This is a genomic window from uncultured Virgibacillus sp., from assembly GCF_947495635.1.
GTDB classification, from domain to species: domain Bacteria; phylum Bacillota; class Bacilli; order Bacillales; family Amphibacillaceae; genus Virgibacillus; species Virgibacillus salarius.
This window is the reverse complement of the sequence record NZ_CANMAB010000013.1, coordinates 13,883-31,797: the sequence shown is the minus strand read 5'-3', so window position 1 is coordinate 31,797 and position 17,915 is coordinate 13,883. Positions and strand designations below refer to the sequence as shown.

Here is a 17,915-nt window from a genome sequence, read left to right as displayed (position 1 = left end):
CACAACTGACTCCTTTTTTTACCAATATGCTGTAAGTTAATATCTCATCTGTTATCACTATTAGAACGTTAGGTAACAACCTTTGCATATGATACAATCTTACTTAGTAATAAATGGACGTTAGAGAGAAGCAGGCGATACTAGTGGATATCAAACTAACTCATAAAAAAATAGAAGAAATGTGCGGAACATCCTCCTTGAAAAAAGGAGTCTCTTTTTTTCGAGCAAATAAAGTGACCTTAAACACCTATACGGACAATTACTGTGAGGCAACAGTTACTGGTAACGAAGACTTTCAGGTATCCATCGAAAGAACAGATAAAAATGAAGTACATACAAGCTGTAGCTGTCCGTCGTTAGCCTCATTTTCAAAGAATTGTCAGCATATTGCCGCTGTCTTGCTGGCGATAGCTGATCGACAGCAGGAGAAGCAGGCGAATCTTTCGAACCAACAGCTAGCAGAAGGATTTATCAATATGTTTGATCAGCGTACTGCTAGGCCTAGTGGTAGACAACGGCATTTTGAAGATAGACAGGTGCTTTCTCTTGGCTTTAATTGTGAAATAATCTCAAATAGCAAAGGGCAGAGCATGATTGGTATTGGCATACAGTTAGGTGCGGAGCGAATACAACATGTTCGCGATTTTCTGTCGGCTGTGGGAGAAGGAAATCCCTATTTTCTACCTTCTTATGATCCAGAGCTTCATTGTTTTACCATTGATAAAGATGCAGTGCTGCAGCAGTTGATTCAGGTGATGACGGATGAGAATGTCTATGTAAGTACCGCACACATGCAAAGGGAGGATCTCTTACCGATTCCTACGACTGCTTGGCAACAATTGCTGCCATTACTTACCGGATTATCAGATGTAACACTTCATATGAATGGAAAAGCATTCGTAGGTCTGCGTATAGAAAGGGAGGCCCTGCCAATCCAATTTTCTGTGAAAGAAACGAATACTGGCGATGGTTTTCTGCTAGAAATAGACGGGCTTAATCGTGTAGAAATCCTAACTATATATCAAATGGTTCTGTTTGATCGCAGTTTCATGCCTTTGGATCGGGAGGATATGACGTATTTGGGAGAGCTTAAGCAAATGCTACATGCAACAAAAGCAAAGCATATATTGATCACTACTGAACAGGTTGCAGTATTTATGGAAAACGTCGTTCCTAGACTACGAAAATTAGGTTCCTTACATTTGTCTGCTAAATTATCATCTGTTCTAACCCAAACACCACTTCGTGGCAAGCTGTATTTGGATCGTGTAAAAAATAGACTATTGGCAAGTATCGAGTTTCATTATGAAAATATCGTGATTAATCCGTTAGAGAATCGTCCTATTCCAACGGGTACGATAATTATTAGGGATAGGGAAAAGGAGGAGGCTATCCTCCAATGGATGAAGGACAGTCAATTTGCTGTTACAGAAGAAGGATACTACCTGCATAATGAAGCACTCGAATATGAATTTTTATATCATAAACTCCCGAAGCTACAGAAGCTGGTCAACGTCTATGCGACGTCAGCGGTTCGAGCTCGGGTTATAAAGAGCCCTGTTCCGCCAAGAATTAAAGTGAAGGCACATAAGGATAGGATGAATTGGCTGGAATTTAAGTTTGAAATTGAAGGTTTTCCGGAACAAGATATTCGCGATTTGTTAGCGACGCTTGAAGAAAAAAGAAAGTATTATCGGTTACGAGATGGTTCGCTACTCACGTTAGAAACAAGTGAATTTGAAGAAATACAGCGATTTTTACAGGCAGTTCCAAACCAGGATGATGATCTAGAAGCAGGACTACATGTACCAGTAACCAAAGGATTTGAACTATTGGATGCTGCTTCCGATACAGTCTTTACCTTAGAGGAATCGTTCCGGCAGTTTTTGAAGAGGATAGAGAATCCTGATCTAAATCAATATCCGATCCCAGCACGTTTACAGTCGGTGTTACGTGAATATCAAAAGTATGGATTTCGTTGGATGAAAACACTGTCCAGCTATGGATTTGGTGGGGTTTTGGCAGATGATATGGGGCTAGGGAAAACGATGCAAAGTATGACGTTTATACAGTCAGAGCTTAACACAATTCGAAAACGTGGTCTTCCCGTATTAGTCATTTGTCCATCTTCGTTAACCTATAATTGGCTTCATGAATTGAATACGTTCACCCCGGAGATCCAAGCAGCTATTATCGATGGCAATCAAAAGACGCGCGTGGAAAAACGTAAACGGATTATGGAAATGGATGTTGTGATTACCTCGTATCCGCTTTTACGCAGAGATATACATTGGTTTGAGAAGCAGCTCTTTCACACTATATTTTTTGATGAAGCACAAGCGTTTAAGAATCCAGTGACGCAGACAGCTAGGGCGGTAAAGAAACTTCAGGCCGATTATCGTTTTGCTCTAACGGGAACACCAATGGAAAATAACCTAGAGGAATTATGGTCCATTTTTCACGTCGTCTTTCCTGTGCTTTTTCAGGGATTGAAGGACTTTCACAATCTAACGAGGAAACAGATTATCCGACGAATGCGCCCATTTTTACTTCGTAGAATAAAAAAAGATGTGTTAGCAGAGCTGCCGGAAAAAATGGAGGCGATAGAATCTATAGAGTTGTTGCCTGATCAAAAAAGGCTTTATGCAGCTTACTTAGCGAAGCTGCGGCAGGATACCTTAAAGCACTTAGATAGAGATACATTACGGAAAAATCGTATCAAAATACTTGCCGGATTAACAAGGCTCCGTCAGATTTGCTGCCATCCAGGATTATTTGTTGAAGGCTATAAAGGTTCCTCAGCAAAATTAGAGCAGCTTAAACAGCTGATCAAAGAGTCAAGTCTTGCCGGTAGAAGGGTATTGATCTTTTCTCAGTTTACGAAAATGCTAGATCTGATAGGGAAAGATTTAGTACATCAAGGGATTCCTTATTTTTATCTAGATGGAGAGACGCCGTCAAAAGAACGAGTGGACCGATGTCGTCGGTTTAATATGGGAGAACGTGATTTCTTTCTTATCTCTATGAAAGCAGGGGGAACGGGTCTTAATTTAACAGGTGCTGATACAGTGATATTATATGATATGTGGTGGAATCCAGCAGTAGAACAGCAAGCTGCTGACCGCGCTCATCGCATGGGACAAGAGAATGTCGTGCAAGTGATTAAGCTAGTTTCAAAGGGTACCATTGAGGAAAAAATGAATGAACTACAAGCGAAGAAAAAGCATCTGATTGAAGAAATGATTGATCCCCAGAATAAATTAGCCTCATCCATTACTGAGGAAGATATTCGTGAGATACTGATGTTCTAGGAAATCAACTATATAGGAACTTAGTCGAGAACAAAAGCGCAAGCGCCCGATTAGAAATGTAATGACTGGAGTGCGGTGATAAAAGGAATCAAGGTGAGCTTGGAACCGATGATGACTTAGAGGGCGATTCGTGAAGTAGACTAGTTTGTGGGTGCTGGCGCTGGACGTGGCTCAACACGCGTCTATGTATCCGCACGGGAAAATTTTATAAATTCCTAGACTACAAAAAAAGACTGGGACAAAACACAACTTCTTTGTTTAAAATACGAATAATCATGTTGTCCATAGGAGTATCATCGCTCACCGTGAAACTATACGCGCTTTCAGCGGGCACGGACTCAGCTAACTTGGTAAAGAAAAACACGTTACCACGTGGAGCTTCGGACTCGTGCTGTTCCCGCCGAAGTCTCGCTTATTTCAAGTGCTAAATGAATGATTCTAATCAAAAAACGAACGATAATTAATTTCAACTAATTATCGTTCGTTTTAATTGTTTCTTTATTCGTTTGTCTCAGCCTCTTTGTTCCACCTAAGCTTTTTGAACGCTAGCAGCTTGCGGTCCGCGAGCACCTTGCTCAACATCAAAAGTAACTTTTTGACCTTCGTCTAAAGATTTAAACCCTTCACTTTGGATTGCAGAGAAGTGTACGAATACATCGTCATTACCTTCGCGCTCGATAAAACCAAACCCTTTTTCTGCGTTAAACCATTTAACAATACCTTGTTCCATTATGTTGCCTCCTAGTGCGTTCTCGCACATTATATTACTATCCTTGCCCAAAGCGAATCTCAAGACGAAAAGTGATTACTCATGCTATCCTTTACACCGAACAAAAATAATTAAATCTTATTATATCATTTGATTATTAAAAAAGCAATAGAGGAACTGATTTGCCGTATTAAAAATTAGTAATGGGATAAGGGTTTTGAGGATTCATTGAAGAAAGAGATGAAATTACGATCAACCGAACCGATATTCATGTGCTATCATTTAAGCTCACAGGCAACAGGTTAGTTTGATGATGATATATTGCAATAGAAAAAGCTACTCCTCTTTTAAAGAAGTAGCTCGTTGTGGTGTTGGGCAATAAAGAGTTCGTTTTTGCTAATGTTTTGCCTTTGTTCCACCTATTCTTATTGCAAGTTAGTTCCTTGTTGAGGAACGGTTGTGTAGCTGTTTAGCATTTGGTTCATATCCTGTTGGCTTAGCTGAGGTACTTGGTAGTACCCATGCTTGTTTTGATAAAGGAATATTTCATAACTTAGCTCAATAAAGTTCGGAACGGTATCGGCGATTACACGGCGTAAGACCGGGTTGGTCATTTCCACCGCAGTCATCGCTAGTAGAGAAGTTAGGGATTTTGTTTGTCCTAGCATGTAAGCGGAAAGCCCTTGATCAGAAAGCTCATTAATTGAGGCGTTTGGTTTTTTAGGCTGCCCTGGCTTGATGCCATAGACGGTATTGTTGTTCTGCTCCATTTCGTATTGTTGTGTCGGGACTTGTGGATCTTGTCCTGTCTGGAACGCTTGTACAATTGTATTGTATGCTTGTGTAACAAATGTCGATTGGCGTTGTAGGATTTCCTTTAACTCCGGATCTTGAATGTGCTGATCGTACATTTGATATTGATCGAGCATGCTAATGATGCCAGCAATTACCTCATGCGCATCAAATAATTCATGTCCTCCATGGTTTTGCATCGGCTGATTTTGTGGCATGTTGCTGGGCTGCTGTTGATTTCCTTGTTGATTCATATTATTCATATTTTCCATCCTAATACCTCCTATGTTAATTTTGTCCATGCTTAGATTCTCCGATTTAGGAATTTTCATGTATAAATGTCATTTTTTCTTTTCGGTATATCCTCCACATAAATTTTTTTCGAGTTGGAAACGATAAGATGAATACATAATAGAAGGTAGGATATGCCATGTTAGCATTTGAGCCTAATTGTTGGTCGGAGCATGATGTGTTGGAAACGGTGCTAGTATGTGCACCATCAATGGTAAGTATTCCAGATATAAAGACAGCTGAGGAAGTACAGTGGAGTGCGCCTGTTAATTATAAAAAAGCACATGAAAATTTTCTTGAATTGAAAGCAGCTTTACAAAATGCCGGCGTTCAGGTTATTGATTATTCAGCGTATTTAACTAAAGAGGATCAACAGCTAAGTGACCAACTCATCAATCGTTTTTTTGTGAGAGATTTAGCCTGTGTATTTGGGAATACCATTCTACCTGGAGAAGCAGGTACGTCGATGAGACGTCCAGAATATGTACAAGCACATGTATTAATGGACAAATGGTTTCCAAATTCCTTTAGAATGCATGAAAATAACTACATAAAAGCACTAGAGTATGGGGATGTGCTTTTGCTTAATCGAGATGCCGTTTGGATTAATGTTGGCATGCGGACAAGTATAGAAAGTGTGGAGCAGATAAAGCAGAGTATATTTGCTGCGGGTTTTTCTGAAATAGGAATTATTAGCTTACCAAGACGTACAGATACACTACATTTAGATATGAATTGCAATGTAGCTAGTAAGGATGTGGTCGTGTCCAAAAGCTTCGTTCGCCATTTTCCTATTCATGTTTGGACAGAGCGAGCATCAAGATATGAGATGCCAGAGCAATTCCTAAATCGTCATGGTTTTGAGGTTTACTGGCTTGAAGAATATAATACGATTCCTGATATTAATTTTCTTAATCTTAATCCAGAAACCATTCTTATTAGTAAGCAAGCACATAAACAAAGGTTAAGAAGTCATCCGAAATTACAAAGGAAGAACATCATCGAAATTGAAGTTACTGAGTTAGAAAAGGCTGGTGGAGGCATACGTTGCATGACGCTCCCCCTTCAACGGAAAAGCTCAATGTAATAATCTTATGGGGGGTGACGCTGTTGATGCGTAGAAGTAGGGGGAATATGAAGTGGTGGCAGCTGTCTCTGCTTGGCGTAGGCTGCACCATAGGAACGGGCTTTTTTCTTGGCTCCAGTATTGCGATCCAAAAAAGCGGCCCAGCTGTTTTAATTCCATTTATTTTGGCGGCAATAGGAACGTACATCGTGTATGATGCATTAGCAAAGATGTCTGTGGAGCATCCAGATAAGGGTTCGTTTCGCGTTTATGCCAGACGAGCCTTTGGGAGATGGGCCGGATTCAGTAATGGCTGGGTGTATTGCATATCTGAAATGTTGATTATGGGCAGTCAGCTCATTGCATTAGGCATCTTTACGCAATTCTGGTTTCCTAGCATACCCTTATGGTTGCTGGCTGCGATTTATTCGGTACTAGGGTTGCTTGTTATTTTAACTGGTATGAAAGGCTTTGAGAAGTTTGAGAACGTATTTGGCGTTGTGAAGACAGCAGCTATTCTCATGTTTATTATTGTCGCCATTACGCTTATTATCCGGGGATTGATCGGTGAAGCAACGCTTCTTGAAAAAGATGGTAATTTCTTTTCCGAGGGTACCTTGGGAATGTGGAATGCTATGCTTTATGCGTTTTACGCTTTTGGAGGAATAGAGGTTATGGGTCTATTAGTTGTTGATTTAAAAGAGCCAAAGTCTGCGCCGAAAGCAGGCAGAATTATGATAATAGGACTTACATTTATTTATGTAATGTCGCTTGCACTTGCTTTGTCGCTAGTTTCCTGGCATGAAATAAACCCAGATGAAAGCCCGTTTATAACAGCGCTTTCCACTTTTCATGTCCCTTACGTAACAGACATATTAAATGGGATCTTAATCATTGCTGGTTTTTCAACAATGGTAGCAGCTCTTTATGCAGTAGTAACGATTTTAACATCCCTTGCAGAGGATCACGATGCACCAGCACGGATCGCTAAAAAGGGGAAGTGGAAAATTCCGATACCAGCTTTTTTATTTACCGCAGCAGGTCTTTTTATTTCAACGATTATTGCAATTTTATTGCCAGAGAAAATCTTTGAATATGTGACGACTGCTGCTGGCTTAATGCTGATTTATAATTGGGTATTTATTTTAGCGACGTATACGAAGCTAATGCAGCCATCAGTGATGGATTGGATCAAAACAACAATAGGTATGCTACTCATTACTGTCACAGTTTTGGGCACCGTGATGGAGAAGGCAAGTAGGGTAGGGTTTATCGTGAGCTTGATTTTTCTGTTACTCATTGCCATTGCTGCTAGTATCATTCATAAACGAAGGCAATATTGAACCATGAGGACTAAAGTGTTTGCATCAAAAAAACGATCAACTAGCAAGAATGGTTCACATATGAAAGTGTCTCCGGAAACTATACTCTGCTTTCATCGGTCGGCTGGTGAGCCTTCTCATGGTGCGGGCTTTAGGATTTCACCACTGCCTTTCCTTCTGCACGTCTCTACGTTTCCGGAGATAGCGTAGTTGATTGTTCGTCTTTAGAATGGAGCTTAAGGAGTTATGTGTCCCTAACAGATTTTCAATCTCTTTCGCGAAATTTCTGGTAGAATCTGTAACAGAATATGAAATAAAGCAAAAGATATAAATTATCGTGGCTGCTCGTATTAATATCATCAGACAAATAATACATTAAGAGAGCTTTTGCGTTGAATTGACTTTCACTGTATCTTCATATTTTATCTTTGTTGATATCCATATCAAAATAGCAGCCATAATCGTAAAGATAAGCAACGTATGGCCATTTTCTATACTCCAGCCAATCAAAAGAGATATTATCGCTCCACCAAAACTAGCAGCGGCTATAAATATACTCGTAACCTCATCAACATATTTACCAATGATAATAGAGCTCAAAGTCAAAACGATAGGGAATATCCCCGCAATACTGAATGCGATTAGGAAAATATTTACTAACTGTAGTAACGGGTATGCAATATAAGGAAAAAGATTCAAGAAAACGATCAATAACAAACAGCTTACAATTAGATAGTTTGAATAAGTAATCTTTTTACTCAAATTCCCGATAACTAATCTCCCTAATACAATCCCACTCCAGAAAACAGATACACTAATTAAGCTATAATTCTCAAAGCCTAGATTTATCATGATTACGGGTAAAAAATTCGCCAGGTTCGTTTCAATTCCTGCATATAAAAAAGCAAAACATGCAATTAAAAATAAAAATTTAAATTTTCTCGGATGATGAATAAAGTGTTGAATAACTTTATTATTATCCGGTGCTATATGAAATTGATGTTTCATGTCGTTTATTTCAAATTGATTTTTTGACAATAACATAGACCATCCGACTAGCATTACTAGTAGTAGGGCAAAAAGAACGTAGAAAGGTAAGAACCAGTTTTCTATGTCTATAAAAATGTGTACCAAAATAGGGAAAGTAAATGCACCTAACCCGAAAAATACTTCTAATTTACTCATTTTTTCTACATTATCTTTGTAAGTTGCTATGATTAAAGAGCCTATTGTCGTTTCTAGAGTTCCAGCACCATACCCTAATAAAAACATCATGATACCAATATAGTACCAATCCTTTATGATAAAGAATCCGCTTAATACAAGGATTAAAACGATTAAACCAAACGTAATGATCTGAAGATGGTTATATCTTTTTACGATCATTGGAGATAGTATTACCCCATTTACAAAACCGAAAAACTGAAAAAATATAATAACAGATAGGTCATTTGCTGCAATGTTGAAATGATCTAATAAGTAAGGTGTGAGGCTTCCTATACTTATATGAATTACACCAACAACGAAGTAAAACATACATCCAAAGATGAATATCCCTCTCACGGTATCACTCCTATTGAAAAAACAGGGACTTTTAAATCCCTGTTTTTTTATTGGTTTAGGAAATTATAAAATTTGCCTGTGTGAATACATAGGCGCGTATTGAGCTGTGTCCAGTTCCAGCGCCCAGAAACGTTAGGACTTCACGAAACCCCTAATCTAAATCAACATCGGCTCGCAAGCTCACTGTGATTCCTTTACCTTCGTTGATTCGCTTCAGTCCTACGTTTCGCTTGTGCTTTTGTTCTTTAACTCGTTACAAGCTCCTGATATTTGTTTGTTTTTTCCTTCTGGAAGAACATCTCTAATATTTCTTGAGAACGATATCCATCTGCAAAAGTTGGTATATCGACTAAAGGTTTCTGGTTTGCTTTGTTAATCCATGCAATTAACTCATTTCTAAATGAATCAGCCCACCCATAAAACTCAGTTGGAGGGTTGTATAGTAAAGTAGGCGGTACGGAATATTCTTCCTTGTCTATACCAGCTTTTAATTCATATACAAGAGGATTTTTGGTATGGTATTTAAATTCCTTTTTATGACCAATAACCTCTATACCAAAACCGCATTCTTCTATATCAGATATTTTCGAAGTAATTAAGTTAACAAAAACTTGGTTTTCCAGCTGTCCGAAGACTTCAGCATAATCATCTACGTGTACATGTTTATCTTCTTTTGTTTTAACATTTGTTTCTATTTTGACATTTACGGTTTCTTCTTTGAAGTTACTTTTAAATAAGTACCAAATTAAATCAATAAGGTGAATTCCCAGATCTCCTAGCGTTCCACTTGTTTTTTTACTATTAGCGTCGTCCCTCCAAGTATACTTTTTTCTCCTTAATGCACTGTTCTTTTTAAAATGAATTTTTATTGCTAGTACGTGCCCGAGTTCGTTACTGATAATTAGGCTTCTAAGGATATTAACTATTTCTAAATAGCGGTAGTTAAAACCCATAACAGCTAAGGCGCTGTTTTGTTCTGCCGTTTTTCTCATTAGGTTCGCTTCTTCAATAGATATTGCCATGGGCTTTTCGCATAATACATGCTTATTTTCATACAATGCCTGTAATGTATGTTCCTTATGACAAAAGTTCGGAGATGTAACGATAATACCATCTACATCTTGCATCAGCTCAGTGTAATCAGGATATGATTTTCCACCGAAGCTTCTTACAAGTTGTTCAGAATGATGATTATTGATGTCATGTACACCAACTAGTTCAACATTTTTAATAGTAGATAATGCTATTGCATGTGCTTTAGCTATACCTCCAGCCCCAACTATCCCGATTCTTTTCATCATTATTCCTCCTAATTATTTAACGTGCTGTCAAAAGTTTCTTTATAAAAACGTCCCGCTAATAAACGAGGTTATTCATGAGGTGACCCGCAATCCAATAAAAGGATGTAACTAATAGTACCTTCATGTAATGAACCCGTTCGTAAATCATTTCCAAAAATAGAAATCGATTAACGTCAAGACGCTGCCGTTTGCGTCTGTCATGTTGTTTTCATAAAACTTTTTACACTACCTTATTGAATAATTGATTTTAAAGCATTCATGATACCTTGAGAATATGGACCAGTAGATATATGCGTGTGATTATCCTTAGCCTCTTTAACTGCATTTTCTACTAAGTAACCATGTTTTACCGCTTTTAGCATTTTTAAGTCGTTTCCACTATCACCAAATGCAATAGCATATTCTGGATGTACTTTATATTTTTCTAACATAAACCTCACAATTTCATCCTTCCCAGTACCTGTTGGGATGAAATCTATATCGTAACTGTCTTCCGGATCCCCAGCAAGCGGGTTGCAACGGTTGATATTTACGTTAAGACCAAATTTCTTAACAACCTCTTTAATCTTTGATAAATTCCTCTTATCCATCTTTGTATCCATGGAAGATCGATAGTAAAAATTTTTTTTATAACGAGAACTTCCTAATTGGGTTTGTGGACTTAATTCAATGTCTTCCTTGTTTAATAGAGATATGATCTCATCAATATTTTTTTTGTTAAAGTTTGTTTGGTCGATGGTTGACTGCCAATCCAGATCCTGTAGAAGAAAATTATGGTCAAGAAAATAGGTGATTTCTGTTCCTAGATCACTAGCGATAAAATGAGGAAATGACCTGAATTTCCCTTTTTCCATTTTATGCAATACAGATTCCAAGCTGCTTCCTGTAACCCATCCAATTAATAGTAATCCTTGCTGGCTTTTCTCCTCTAAGTAATCTTCAAGTTCATACAATGCCTTTTGTCTTTCATTAGTCATTTCATGAGGGAAATACGTCTCATCAAAATCACTGAAAACAATGTATTTAGGAGAATCAACAGTCGGTAATAGTCTAAATCCCCCTTTACTACTTGATAACATGGTATAAACCTTCCAATACCAAGTTTTGCTCTTCTACGGCTAAGTCAGGATATAGTGGTAAATGCACTATCTCCCTATGTGCTAATTCTGTCTTAGGTAAATGCACTTCCTGATAATTTACTTTAACTAAATCCGTATCTTGTTTGTGTGCCAATACTGGATAGAATAAGTCAGTTTCAACATTGAATTTCTCTTTCATTGCTTTCATAACGTGATCCCTACGATCGTTTTTAATTTTGATCGGAAACAAGTGCCAAACGTTATCTCCATTTAATTCAGGAATTTCTATTAGTCCCTCATTCTGTAAGGTACTCAATTTAGTAATATATCTATTTGCCAACAAAAGTCGCTTAAAATTATTTAATGATAAATACTTGATTCTCTGTAATCCGATAGCTGCTTGTAAATTATCCATTTTTGAATTTAAACCGTAATCTATTGCTTTCACATTTTTTTTACCTGCTGCAAATCCATGATAGCTATATTGGATACATTTCTCAGCAAGTTCTTTATTGTCTGTGGCAATTGCTCCACCTTTTCCACATACTCCAATGTTTTTATAGGGATTAAAACTTAATGTGGTAATGTCTGCCTTTTCACCTAGATTAGCTATACCTATTGCTTGACATGCATCTTCAACGACCTTTAAGTTAAACTGATCAGCTATATTTCTAATAGAAAGCATATCTGCATGTTTGCCATAAATATGTACTGGCAAGATAAACTTCGTTTTACCCGTAATAGCTGATTCAATTCTATTGCTATCGATGCAATAAGTGTGCGGATGTATATCTACATATACTGGTACACCTCCAGTTGCAAGCACGGCATTCTCGGTGGCGGCGAAGCTATTAGCTGGCATTATAACTTCGTCTCCTTGCTTTAGACCGGATGCTAATAAGCTAATCATTAACGCATCTGTACCACTACTTGTTGCTATCACATACTTTTTTTGTAAGTAAGATGATAAGACGTCTTCAAATTCTGTTAAATATGGACCACTTGTATATTGTCCAGTCGGTAATACGTTTGATAAAGTTTCTAGAATATCATTTACCTCATCTTCAGATATCAGACGATTTACAGGCATGAATGGAACCTTATCTAGTGGTTCTGATTTATGATTCAAAATATCCTTTTCCAAATCAAAATCTTTTTCACTACAAAATGTTGCATGTAACTTCTGATTTACGATGCTATCTTGAATCTCAAAATAATCTCCTTGTAATTTACTACTTAGATTCTTTAATAACCACAAATTTGTGTCGCTTTTACCAGTAACTTGGACAATAGTTTTCAACAACTGCTCCCTCCCTATATAATATGATTAAGTCGTATTTATCCTAATATATGGAATCGATATCATGTCAACAACTTTTTTTAAGGAGGGAAATAATGGCTACAATAAATGAAATAGCTAGATTGTGTAATGTATCTAGAACCACGGTATCACGAGTACTGAATAATCAGCCTTATGTTTCCAAGGAAAAGCGTGAACAGATATTACATGTAATAAATCAGCTTGATTATACGCCAAGCGGTCTTGCTCGTAATTTTCGGGCCAAAAAGAACTATATTATTGCAATATCTATTCCGAGAATAGATCATCCCTTCTTTGCCCAATTAATCAAAGGTGCTGTCTCCTTTAATGCATTAGAGAAAAATTATAAAGTTCTTATCTTTCAAACTTTTTATAACAAAAAAATAGAATTAAAAGTCTTGGATTTACTAAAAAAGAAAGAGATTGATGGGGTAATTTTGTGTTCTTTAGAAAATAAATGGGGACTTATTGAACCTTATTTAAAAGAGGGTCCAATTTTATTGTGTAATGAGTATCACGATTCAGCTCCAATCCCAATTATAGGGTATGATGAATTTGATGCCTCCTATAAAGCAGTTAAATATTTAATCAAAAAGGGACATAGAAAAATTGGGTTTTGCTATGATCTGTCTTATAGTCAAGCGCAAAAAGAAAGAAAAGCAGGCTATTTAAAAGCTTTATCCGATTATGATCTTCCGTATGTAGATGAATGGTTTTTTGGTAAGGCATTTAATATTGAAGATGGCTTACGAATTTTTGAAGAGCTGATAAATGTAAAAGAAAAACCTACAGCTTTGTATACAGGGAATGATCAGGTTGCTGCAGGTGTTATTAAAAAAGCAATTTTATCCGGATACAAAGTCCCTGATGACTTAGCTGTTATTGGCTATGATAATCAGCTGATTTGTGAGGTTACAACTCCAACAATTACAACTATCGAAATACCAATAATAGAACTAGGTCAACAGGTTGTTTTAGAATTACTAAAACATATTGAAGAGGGTGTTGAACTGAAGCGTGAAGTTATGAAGCTTCCCACTAAACTAATCATAAGAGAATCAACATAATCATTCTAGGTTCATCTAACCATCCGTGGGAAAAATAAAACCCCCCACGGATGGAAGGTTCACTTTATTTAAAAAACGTTGTAAGCTTGCTTTTCATACGTTGAAATGGACAATTGTTCGGGCTCGTGTCATCATCATTTAGAAAGTACTGCTTCCATTCATGGTTATCCTCTTGGCCATACCATTTGAGATCAGGATGCCCAGGAATGCCGTCATAGTCTGTGAGTCGCTTGCGGATAATGCTTTTCATTTTACGTCCAAAAGCAGTGGACTCGTTCATTTCTGCAAATACCCATCTTGGCTGAAAAGCCATGAGGAAAAAGGGGAAGTGGCGGCTTTTCCTTTGATGGTGAGCTGGTGTAGCACAAAAGGCAAAGTACGGCTCGCCATGAAAGCAAAATTCCCATTTATGATGAGCGGGATCTGTCGGAATATCCTTGGGCCATGCTGCTTCATCAAATGCTGTTACATGGTTTAAAATGGACCAGAACAGCTCTCGATAATCCGCTTCCGCGTAACGATTTCTAATTTCCTTAGAGGTTTGAAAAAATACGGCTAACGATGTATAGTTTCCTGCATTTCGTGAACAATCGCTATACTCTCTTAAAGCATCAGCAAGCTGCTTTACAGTACTTTCTTTGTTTGGATCACCTGCAAAAAGAAATCGTAAATGATTAGCTAGAAACCCTTGACGTGCAGGGACACATGGATAGGTGTTTGTATCAGCAATCATGGAAGAGAAGGATTGAAAGGCTTCCTGTTGCCATTTCGGAAGTATTTCCAGCTGTTCATCTAGCTGCTGCTTATCATAAAGTAATCCCATTTGTTTTTCCTCCTTCTACCATACTGTATTATCGAAGGAGAAATTGGGTGCATGCCTATGCTAATTCGCTAAAAGAATATATGCTTGATACCCGAAATATAAACCAAACCCAATTAGAATGATGCCGGCAATCACCGATATGTAATTAAGGGTCTTTGATTGAAAAAACTTACGAAACGTACTTGCTAGCCCAGCCATAAACACGTCCCATATGAGGATTCCTAGAAATATGCCGCTACTAAATAGGAGAAGCTGCTGATTGCTATATTGGTCACTAGTCTTCGCTAATACTGCTCCGTAAATCCCCAACCAAAAAACGATATTTAGCGGATTAGAGATTGCCATAAAAAAGCCTGTCCTAAATGATTTTCCTTTTGTTGATGCAGCCAGCGCTTTATCTTCTCGTAAAGCTTTTCTAGCACTTAAAATACTTTCAATACCCGTATAGATTAAAATGAAGAAGCCAAATAACCAGAGAAAGGTTTTCATCAAGGGTGTAGTCAAAAACTGGGCAACACCAAAATAGATAAGCACCATAAATAGGAGGTCACCAAGCATTGCTCCCAAGCCCACGAGCCAAGCATGAAGAAAGCCATGATGTATTCCTTTATTTAATTGAGCAGCGTTAATAGGACCTACTGGAGCAGATAAAGATAGTCCAAGAAGTATATAGCTAAAAAAGGTGTTCATAAGTGGCTCCCCTCCCTATTTAAAAAATGCGGTTATGCGGTTTACAATTTTTGGGTGGTATTATTTAATGAAAAGCTTGTTGTATAGCTATCGAGAAGTTCTTAATAGCTTATAATACTATTCTATTCCAAAATGAAGCTTGTACAACCTTTAATTATCAGAAAAGAAGAGCAAATGAAGAGTAACCATATATGAAATATTCCAGATCCATCAATGCTTCCATTAGTTTTTTCCTTTTTCTTCCTAAAAAACAACTTCGGTATCATACCGAAGTTGTATCTGTTCATATTTCATCAAATTTCTTTTATATCAAACGATATCACTTTATCTGTTTTTGGATTATAAACGACGGTCCCTCTAACGGTGATTTTATCCTGCGGTGCTTGTAACACATATTCATATACTTCCTCTGTTCGTGTTGCGGAAACCTCTGTTTTTCTTACCTTACTATACTCTGTTATTTGGTAATTAGGGTAAGCAGTTTGAGTTATTTCCAACAGATATTTCCCCCATTTTTCTTCATCTAATTCAGGAGAGGGTATAATGTCAATATGAATGACACCCATATTGACATTTGCTCCTAATGTTTCGAATGCTTTGCGATGAAGATTAATCCTATTTGGAGGATAGTTTGGAACCTGGTCAACGACCGTTACTAGAATTTCTCGTTGACCAGGTATGGATAGATTTCTTATTTTTAGCGTTTGTCCGCATTGGTAAGGAGAGTTTTCCCCTACCGCCGCCGTCATATACAGATTATCTGACCATGGAATACCACATTGTGTAATTTGTCCTCCATCCGTCCATGTAGCCTGCCCTCTAACTGGCTGCTGCCGATCTTGGTTATATGGGTGTGCGGTGTATATGTCGCTATAGCTATAATATGGAGCTTGTGTAAAAGGATAGGCTGGATGGGGACGTTTACTCTTATAGTGATCATTTGGATAATACATCTTTCTTCCTCCCCTCTAGACTCATGTACCGTTACTAACATATGAGTGATGAAGGTTGACCGGTGACATTCCCCTTTTGCCTAAATTAGTCTGATTATTCTTTACAACCCATTTCCTAAATCCATAACAGCTTTATAGTAGCGTCCTAGATACATAGTATCTTTACATGTATTATCTTGTTTCTCTTACTTTGACAAATCGATAAGCTACATAAATTAAATAGATAGGTGTTGCTACATAAAGTAAATATGGAAATCGGCCATGTGACTCGATATTCACTATAATTAATAATGCACCTAAAAAGACAGTCACAATAGTTCCGTAGCGAGGTAAAGGAATTTTTTTAAAGCTTGGAATTTTAATCGTACTAATCATTAAAAAACATAAAGCAGTAAAGACAACCGTTGTTACAATACTAGGAACTTCATTATTAAACAAGGTTAATAGTGCTAATATGCCGCCAGCAGCGGTGATTGGTACACCAGTGAAATGATTCATGGATTGTTGCTCAGATGTAATATTAAATCGTGCTAATCGGTATGCGCCGAATAAGGGAAATAATCCGGAAACTGCAAATCCTAGCATGCCATTATTAAAAAATACCGTATAGTATACTAAAAAGCATGGAGCTACACCAAAAGTTACTATATCGGCTAAAGAGTCTAATTCTTTACCTAATGAACTTTCAGCATGAAGCATTCTAGCGATCCGGCCATCCATGCTGTCTAGCATCATGCCGATAAGAACGAGAACAGCAGCATTTTTATATTGACCTGAAGCGGCATAACCAATGGATAGAAAGCCGCAATAAAGATTTCCTAGTGTAAAGATATTTGGTATTTGTTTCCTTATATTCATGATGTCCTCCTAATAAGTCTATCAATATAGTTGGGTGAATTTCGTCATGTAACTAGTCTTGTAGAATCTAAAAATCTGTATGTAACTAGTGAAAATATAGTTGATGGCCACTACAAGTCAATTACTTTCTGTGTATGGCTTCGCGAGTTTCCACGTTGCTTCTACGGGGGCTTGTCTGAACGCGCTATCCCGTAGGAATAACCGCCTATCGTTTGTATGTATGGAATGAGCGTCATTGCTCGTGCACGAATAATTGAAATTAATTCATTTAAAAACAGAATACAACGCGTTCCCCATTTACTTTGCTGTTAAAGAAAATTATACTATATTTTGTCGAAAGAGATTTACAAAGTTGCTTTATCCCGCATATAACTGGCAGTAAGATCCGCACTTCAAGCAATAAAGTGAAACAATAAGGGTAAGTGAGGATCAACTGCCAGTAAATGTCCGATTGGTTTAAGGGCCTTTAGGTCATACCCTTGTGGTACTACCAATCCGTGGGAGAAAAGAAAAACCCACGGATTGGAGTTTCACTTTATCCCGCATATAACTGGCAGTAAGATCCGCACTTCAAGCAATAAAATGAAACAATAAGGGTAAGTGAGGATCAACTGCCAGTAAATGTCCGATTGGTTTAACTACCAATCCGTGGGAGAAAAGAAAAACCCACGGATTGAAGTTTCACTTTATCCCGCATACAACTGGTAGTAAGCCCCCGGTCAAGCATGGGGAAGGGGGGGAGACTGCCAGTAAATGTCCGATTAGTTCA

The 17,915-nt window shown here is 37.7% G+C and carries 14 protein-coding genes; 4 read left to right on the top strand and 10 right to left on the bottom strand.

Features of this window, described 5'->3' with window-relative positions:
* The first annotated feature begins 143 nt into the window (after positions 1-143).
* Positions 144-3,311, top strand: coding sequence for a DEAD/DEAH box helicase (locus Q1A47_RS04905; RefSeq protein ID WP_026682361.1), 3,168 nt, complete (start codon positions 144-146; stop codon positions 3,309-3,311).
* A 529-nt stretch (positions 3,312-3,840) separates the two neighbouring features.
* On the opposite strand, the gene Q1A47_RS04900 is transcribed toward Q1A47_RS04905, so the two are convergent.
* Entirely contained in the window at positions 3,841-4,041 is a 201-nt protein-coding gene (locus Q1A47_RS04900) for a cold-shock protein (RefSeq protein ID WP_026682360.1), read from the bottom strand.
* Positions 4,042-4,445: 404 nt separating this feature from the next.
* Positions 4,446-5,066, bottom strand: a complete 621-nt coding sequence (locus Q1A47_RS04895) for a spore coat protein (protein WP_121605814.1) — start codon at positions 5,064-5,066, stop codon at positions 4,446-4,448.
* A 176-nt stretch (positions 5,067-5,242) separates the two neighbouring features.
* On the opposite strand from Q1A47_RS04895, the gene Q1A47_RS04890 reads away from it, so the two are divergent.
* On the top strand, positions 5,243-6,190 hold the full coding sequence (locus Q1A47_RS04890) for an arginine deiminase family protein (protein WP_026682358.1): 948 nt from the start codon (positions 5,243-5,245) through the stop codon (positions 6,188-6,190).
* Positions 6,191-6,216: 26 nt separating this feature from the next.
* A complete protein-coding gene (locus tag Q1A47_RS04885; RefSeq protein ID WP_026682357.1) occupies positions 6,217-7,512 on the top strand; it encodes an amino acid permease in 1,296 nt (431 codons plus the stop codon).
* A 354-nt stretch (positions 7,513-7,866) separates the two neighbouring features.
* Here Q1A47_RS04885 and Q1A47_RS04880 read toward each other — a convergent pair whose 3' ends face one another.
* The 4 genes from Q1A47_RS04880 to Q1A47_RS04865 form a co-directional block, all read right to left on the bottom strand.
* Positions 7,867-9,027: an MFS transporter gene (locus Q1A47_RS04880; RefSeq protein ID WP_166529996.1), complete on the bottom strand. Its 1,161-nt coding sequence runs from the start codon at positions 9,025-9,027 to the stop codon at positions 7,867-7,869.
* Between the two features lie 272 nt (positions 9,028-9,299).
* Entirely contained in the window at positions 9,300-10,352 is a 1,053-nt protein-coding gene (locus Q1A47_RS04875) for a Gfo/Idh/MocA family protein (RefSeq protein ID WP_166529974.1), read from the bottom strand.
* Between the two features lie 233 nt (positions 10,353-10,585).
* The gene (locus tag Q1A47_RS04870) at positions 10,586-11,434 is read right to left on the bottom strand and encodes an HAD-IIB family hydrolase (RefSeq protein ID WP_166529975.1); all 849 of its coding nucleotides are present in this window, start codon (positions 11,432-11,434) and stop codon (positions 10,586-10,588) included.
* Positions 11,421-12,734 (bottom strand): DegT/DnrJ/EryC1/StrS family aminotransferase, encoded by a 1,314-nt coding sequence (locus Q1A47_RS04865; RefSeq protein WP_166529976.1) that lies wholly within the window; start codon positions 12,732-12,734, stop codon positions 11,421-11,423. The genes Q1A47_RS04870 and Q1A47_RS04865 overlap by 14 nt, the downstream gene beginning before the upstream one ends.
* A 95-nt stretch (positions 12,735-12,829) precedes the next feature.
* Here Q1A47_RS04865 and Q1A47_RS04860 point away from each other — a divergent pair, with 95 nt between their 5' ends.
* Positions 12,830-13,822 carry a LacI family DNA-binding transcriptional regulator gene (locus Q1A47_RS04860; RefSeq protein ID WP_166529977.1) on the top strand — a complete coding sequence of 331 codons (993 nt, stop codon included), beginning with the start codon at positions 12,830-12,832 and terminating at the stop codon, positions 13,820-13,822.
* Positions 13,823-13,886: 64 nt separating this feature from the next.
* Here Q1A47_RS04860 and Q1A47_RS04855 read toward each other — a convergent pair whose 3' ends face one another.
* The 4 genes from Q1A47_RS04855 to pssA all read right to left on the bottom strand — a co-directional run bounded on the left by Q1A47_RS04855 (position 13,887) and on the right by pssA (position 17,146).
* A complete protein-coding gene (locus Q1A47_RS04855; RefSeq protein WP_166529978.1) occupies positions 13,887-14,645 on the bottom strand; it encodes a YqcI/YcgG family protein in 759 nt (252 codons plus the stop codon).
* A gap of 60 nt (positions 14,646-14,705) precedes the next feature.
* Positions 14,706-15,335 (bottom strand): LysE family translocator, encoded by a 630-nt coding sequence (locus tag Q1A47_RS04850; RefSeq protein WP_166529979.1) that lies wholly within the window; start codon positions 15,333-15,335, stop codon positions 14,706-14,708.
* Between the two features lie 293 nt (positions 15,336-15,628).
* Positions 15,629-16,288 (bottom strand): DUF3889 domain-containing protein, encoded by a 660-nt coding sequence (locus Q1A47_RS04845; protein ID WP_166529980.1) that lies wholly within the window; start codon positions 16,286-16,288, stop codon positions 15,629-15,631.
* 171 nt (positions 16,289-16,459) lie between these two features.
* The gene (gene pssA, locus Q1A47_RS04840; protein ID WP_026682349.1) at positions 16,460-17,146 is read right to left on the bottom strand and encodes a CDP-diacylglycerol--serine O-phosphatidyltransferase; all 687 of its coding nucleotides are present in this window, start codon (positions 17,144-17,146) and stop codon (positions 16,460-16,462) included.
* Positions 17,147-17,915 lie beyond the last annotated feature (769 nt).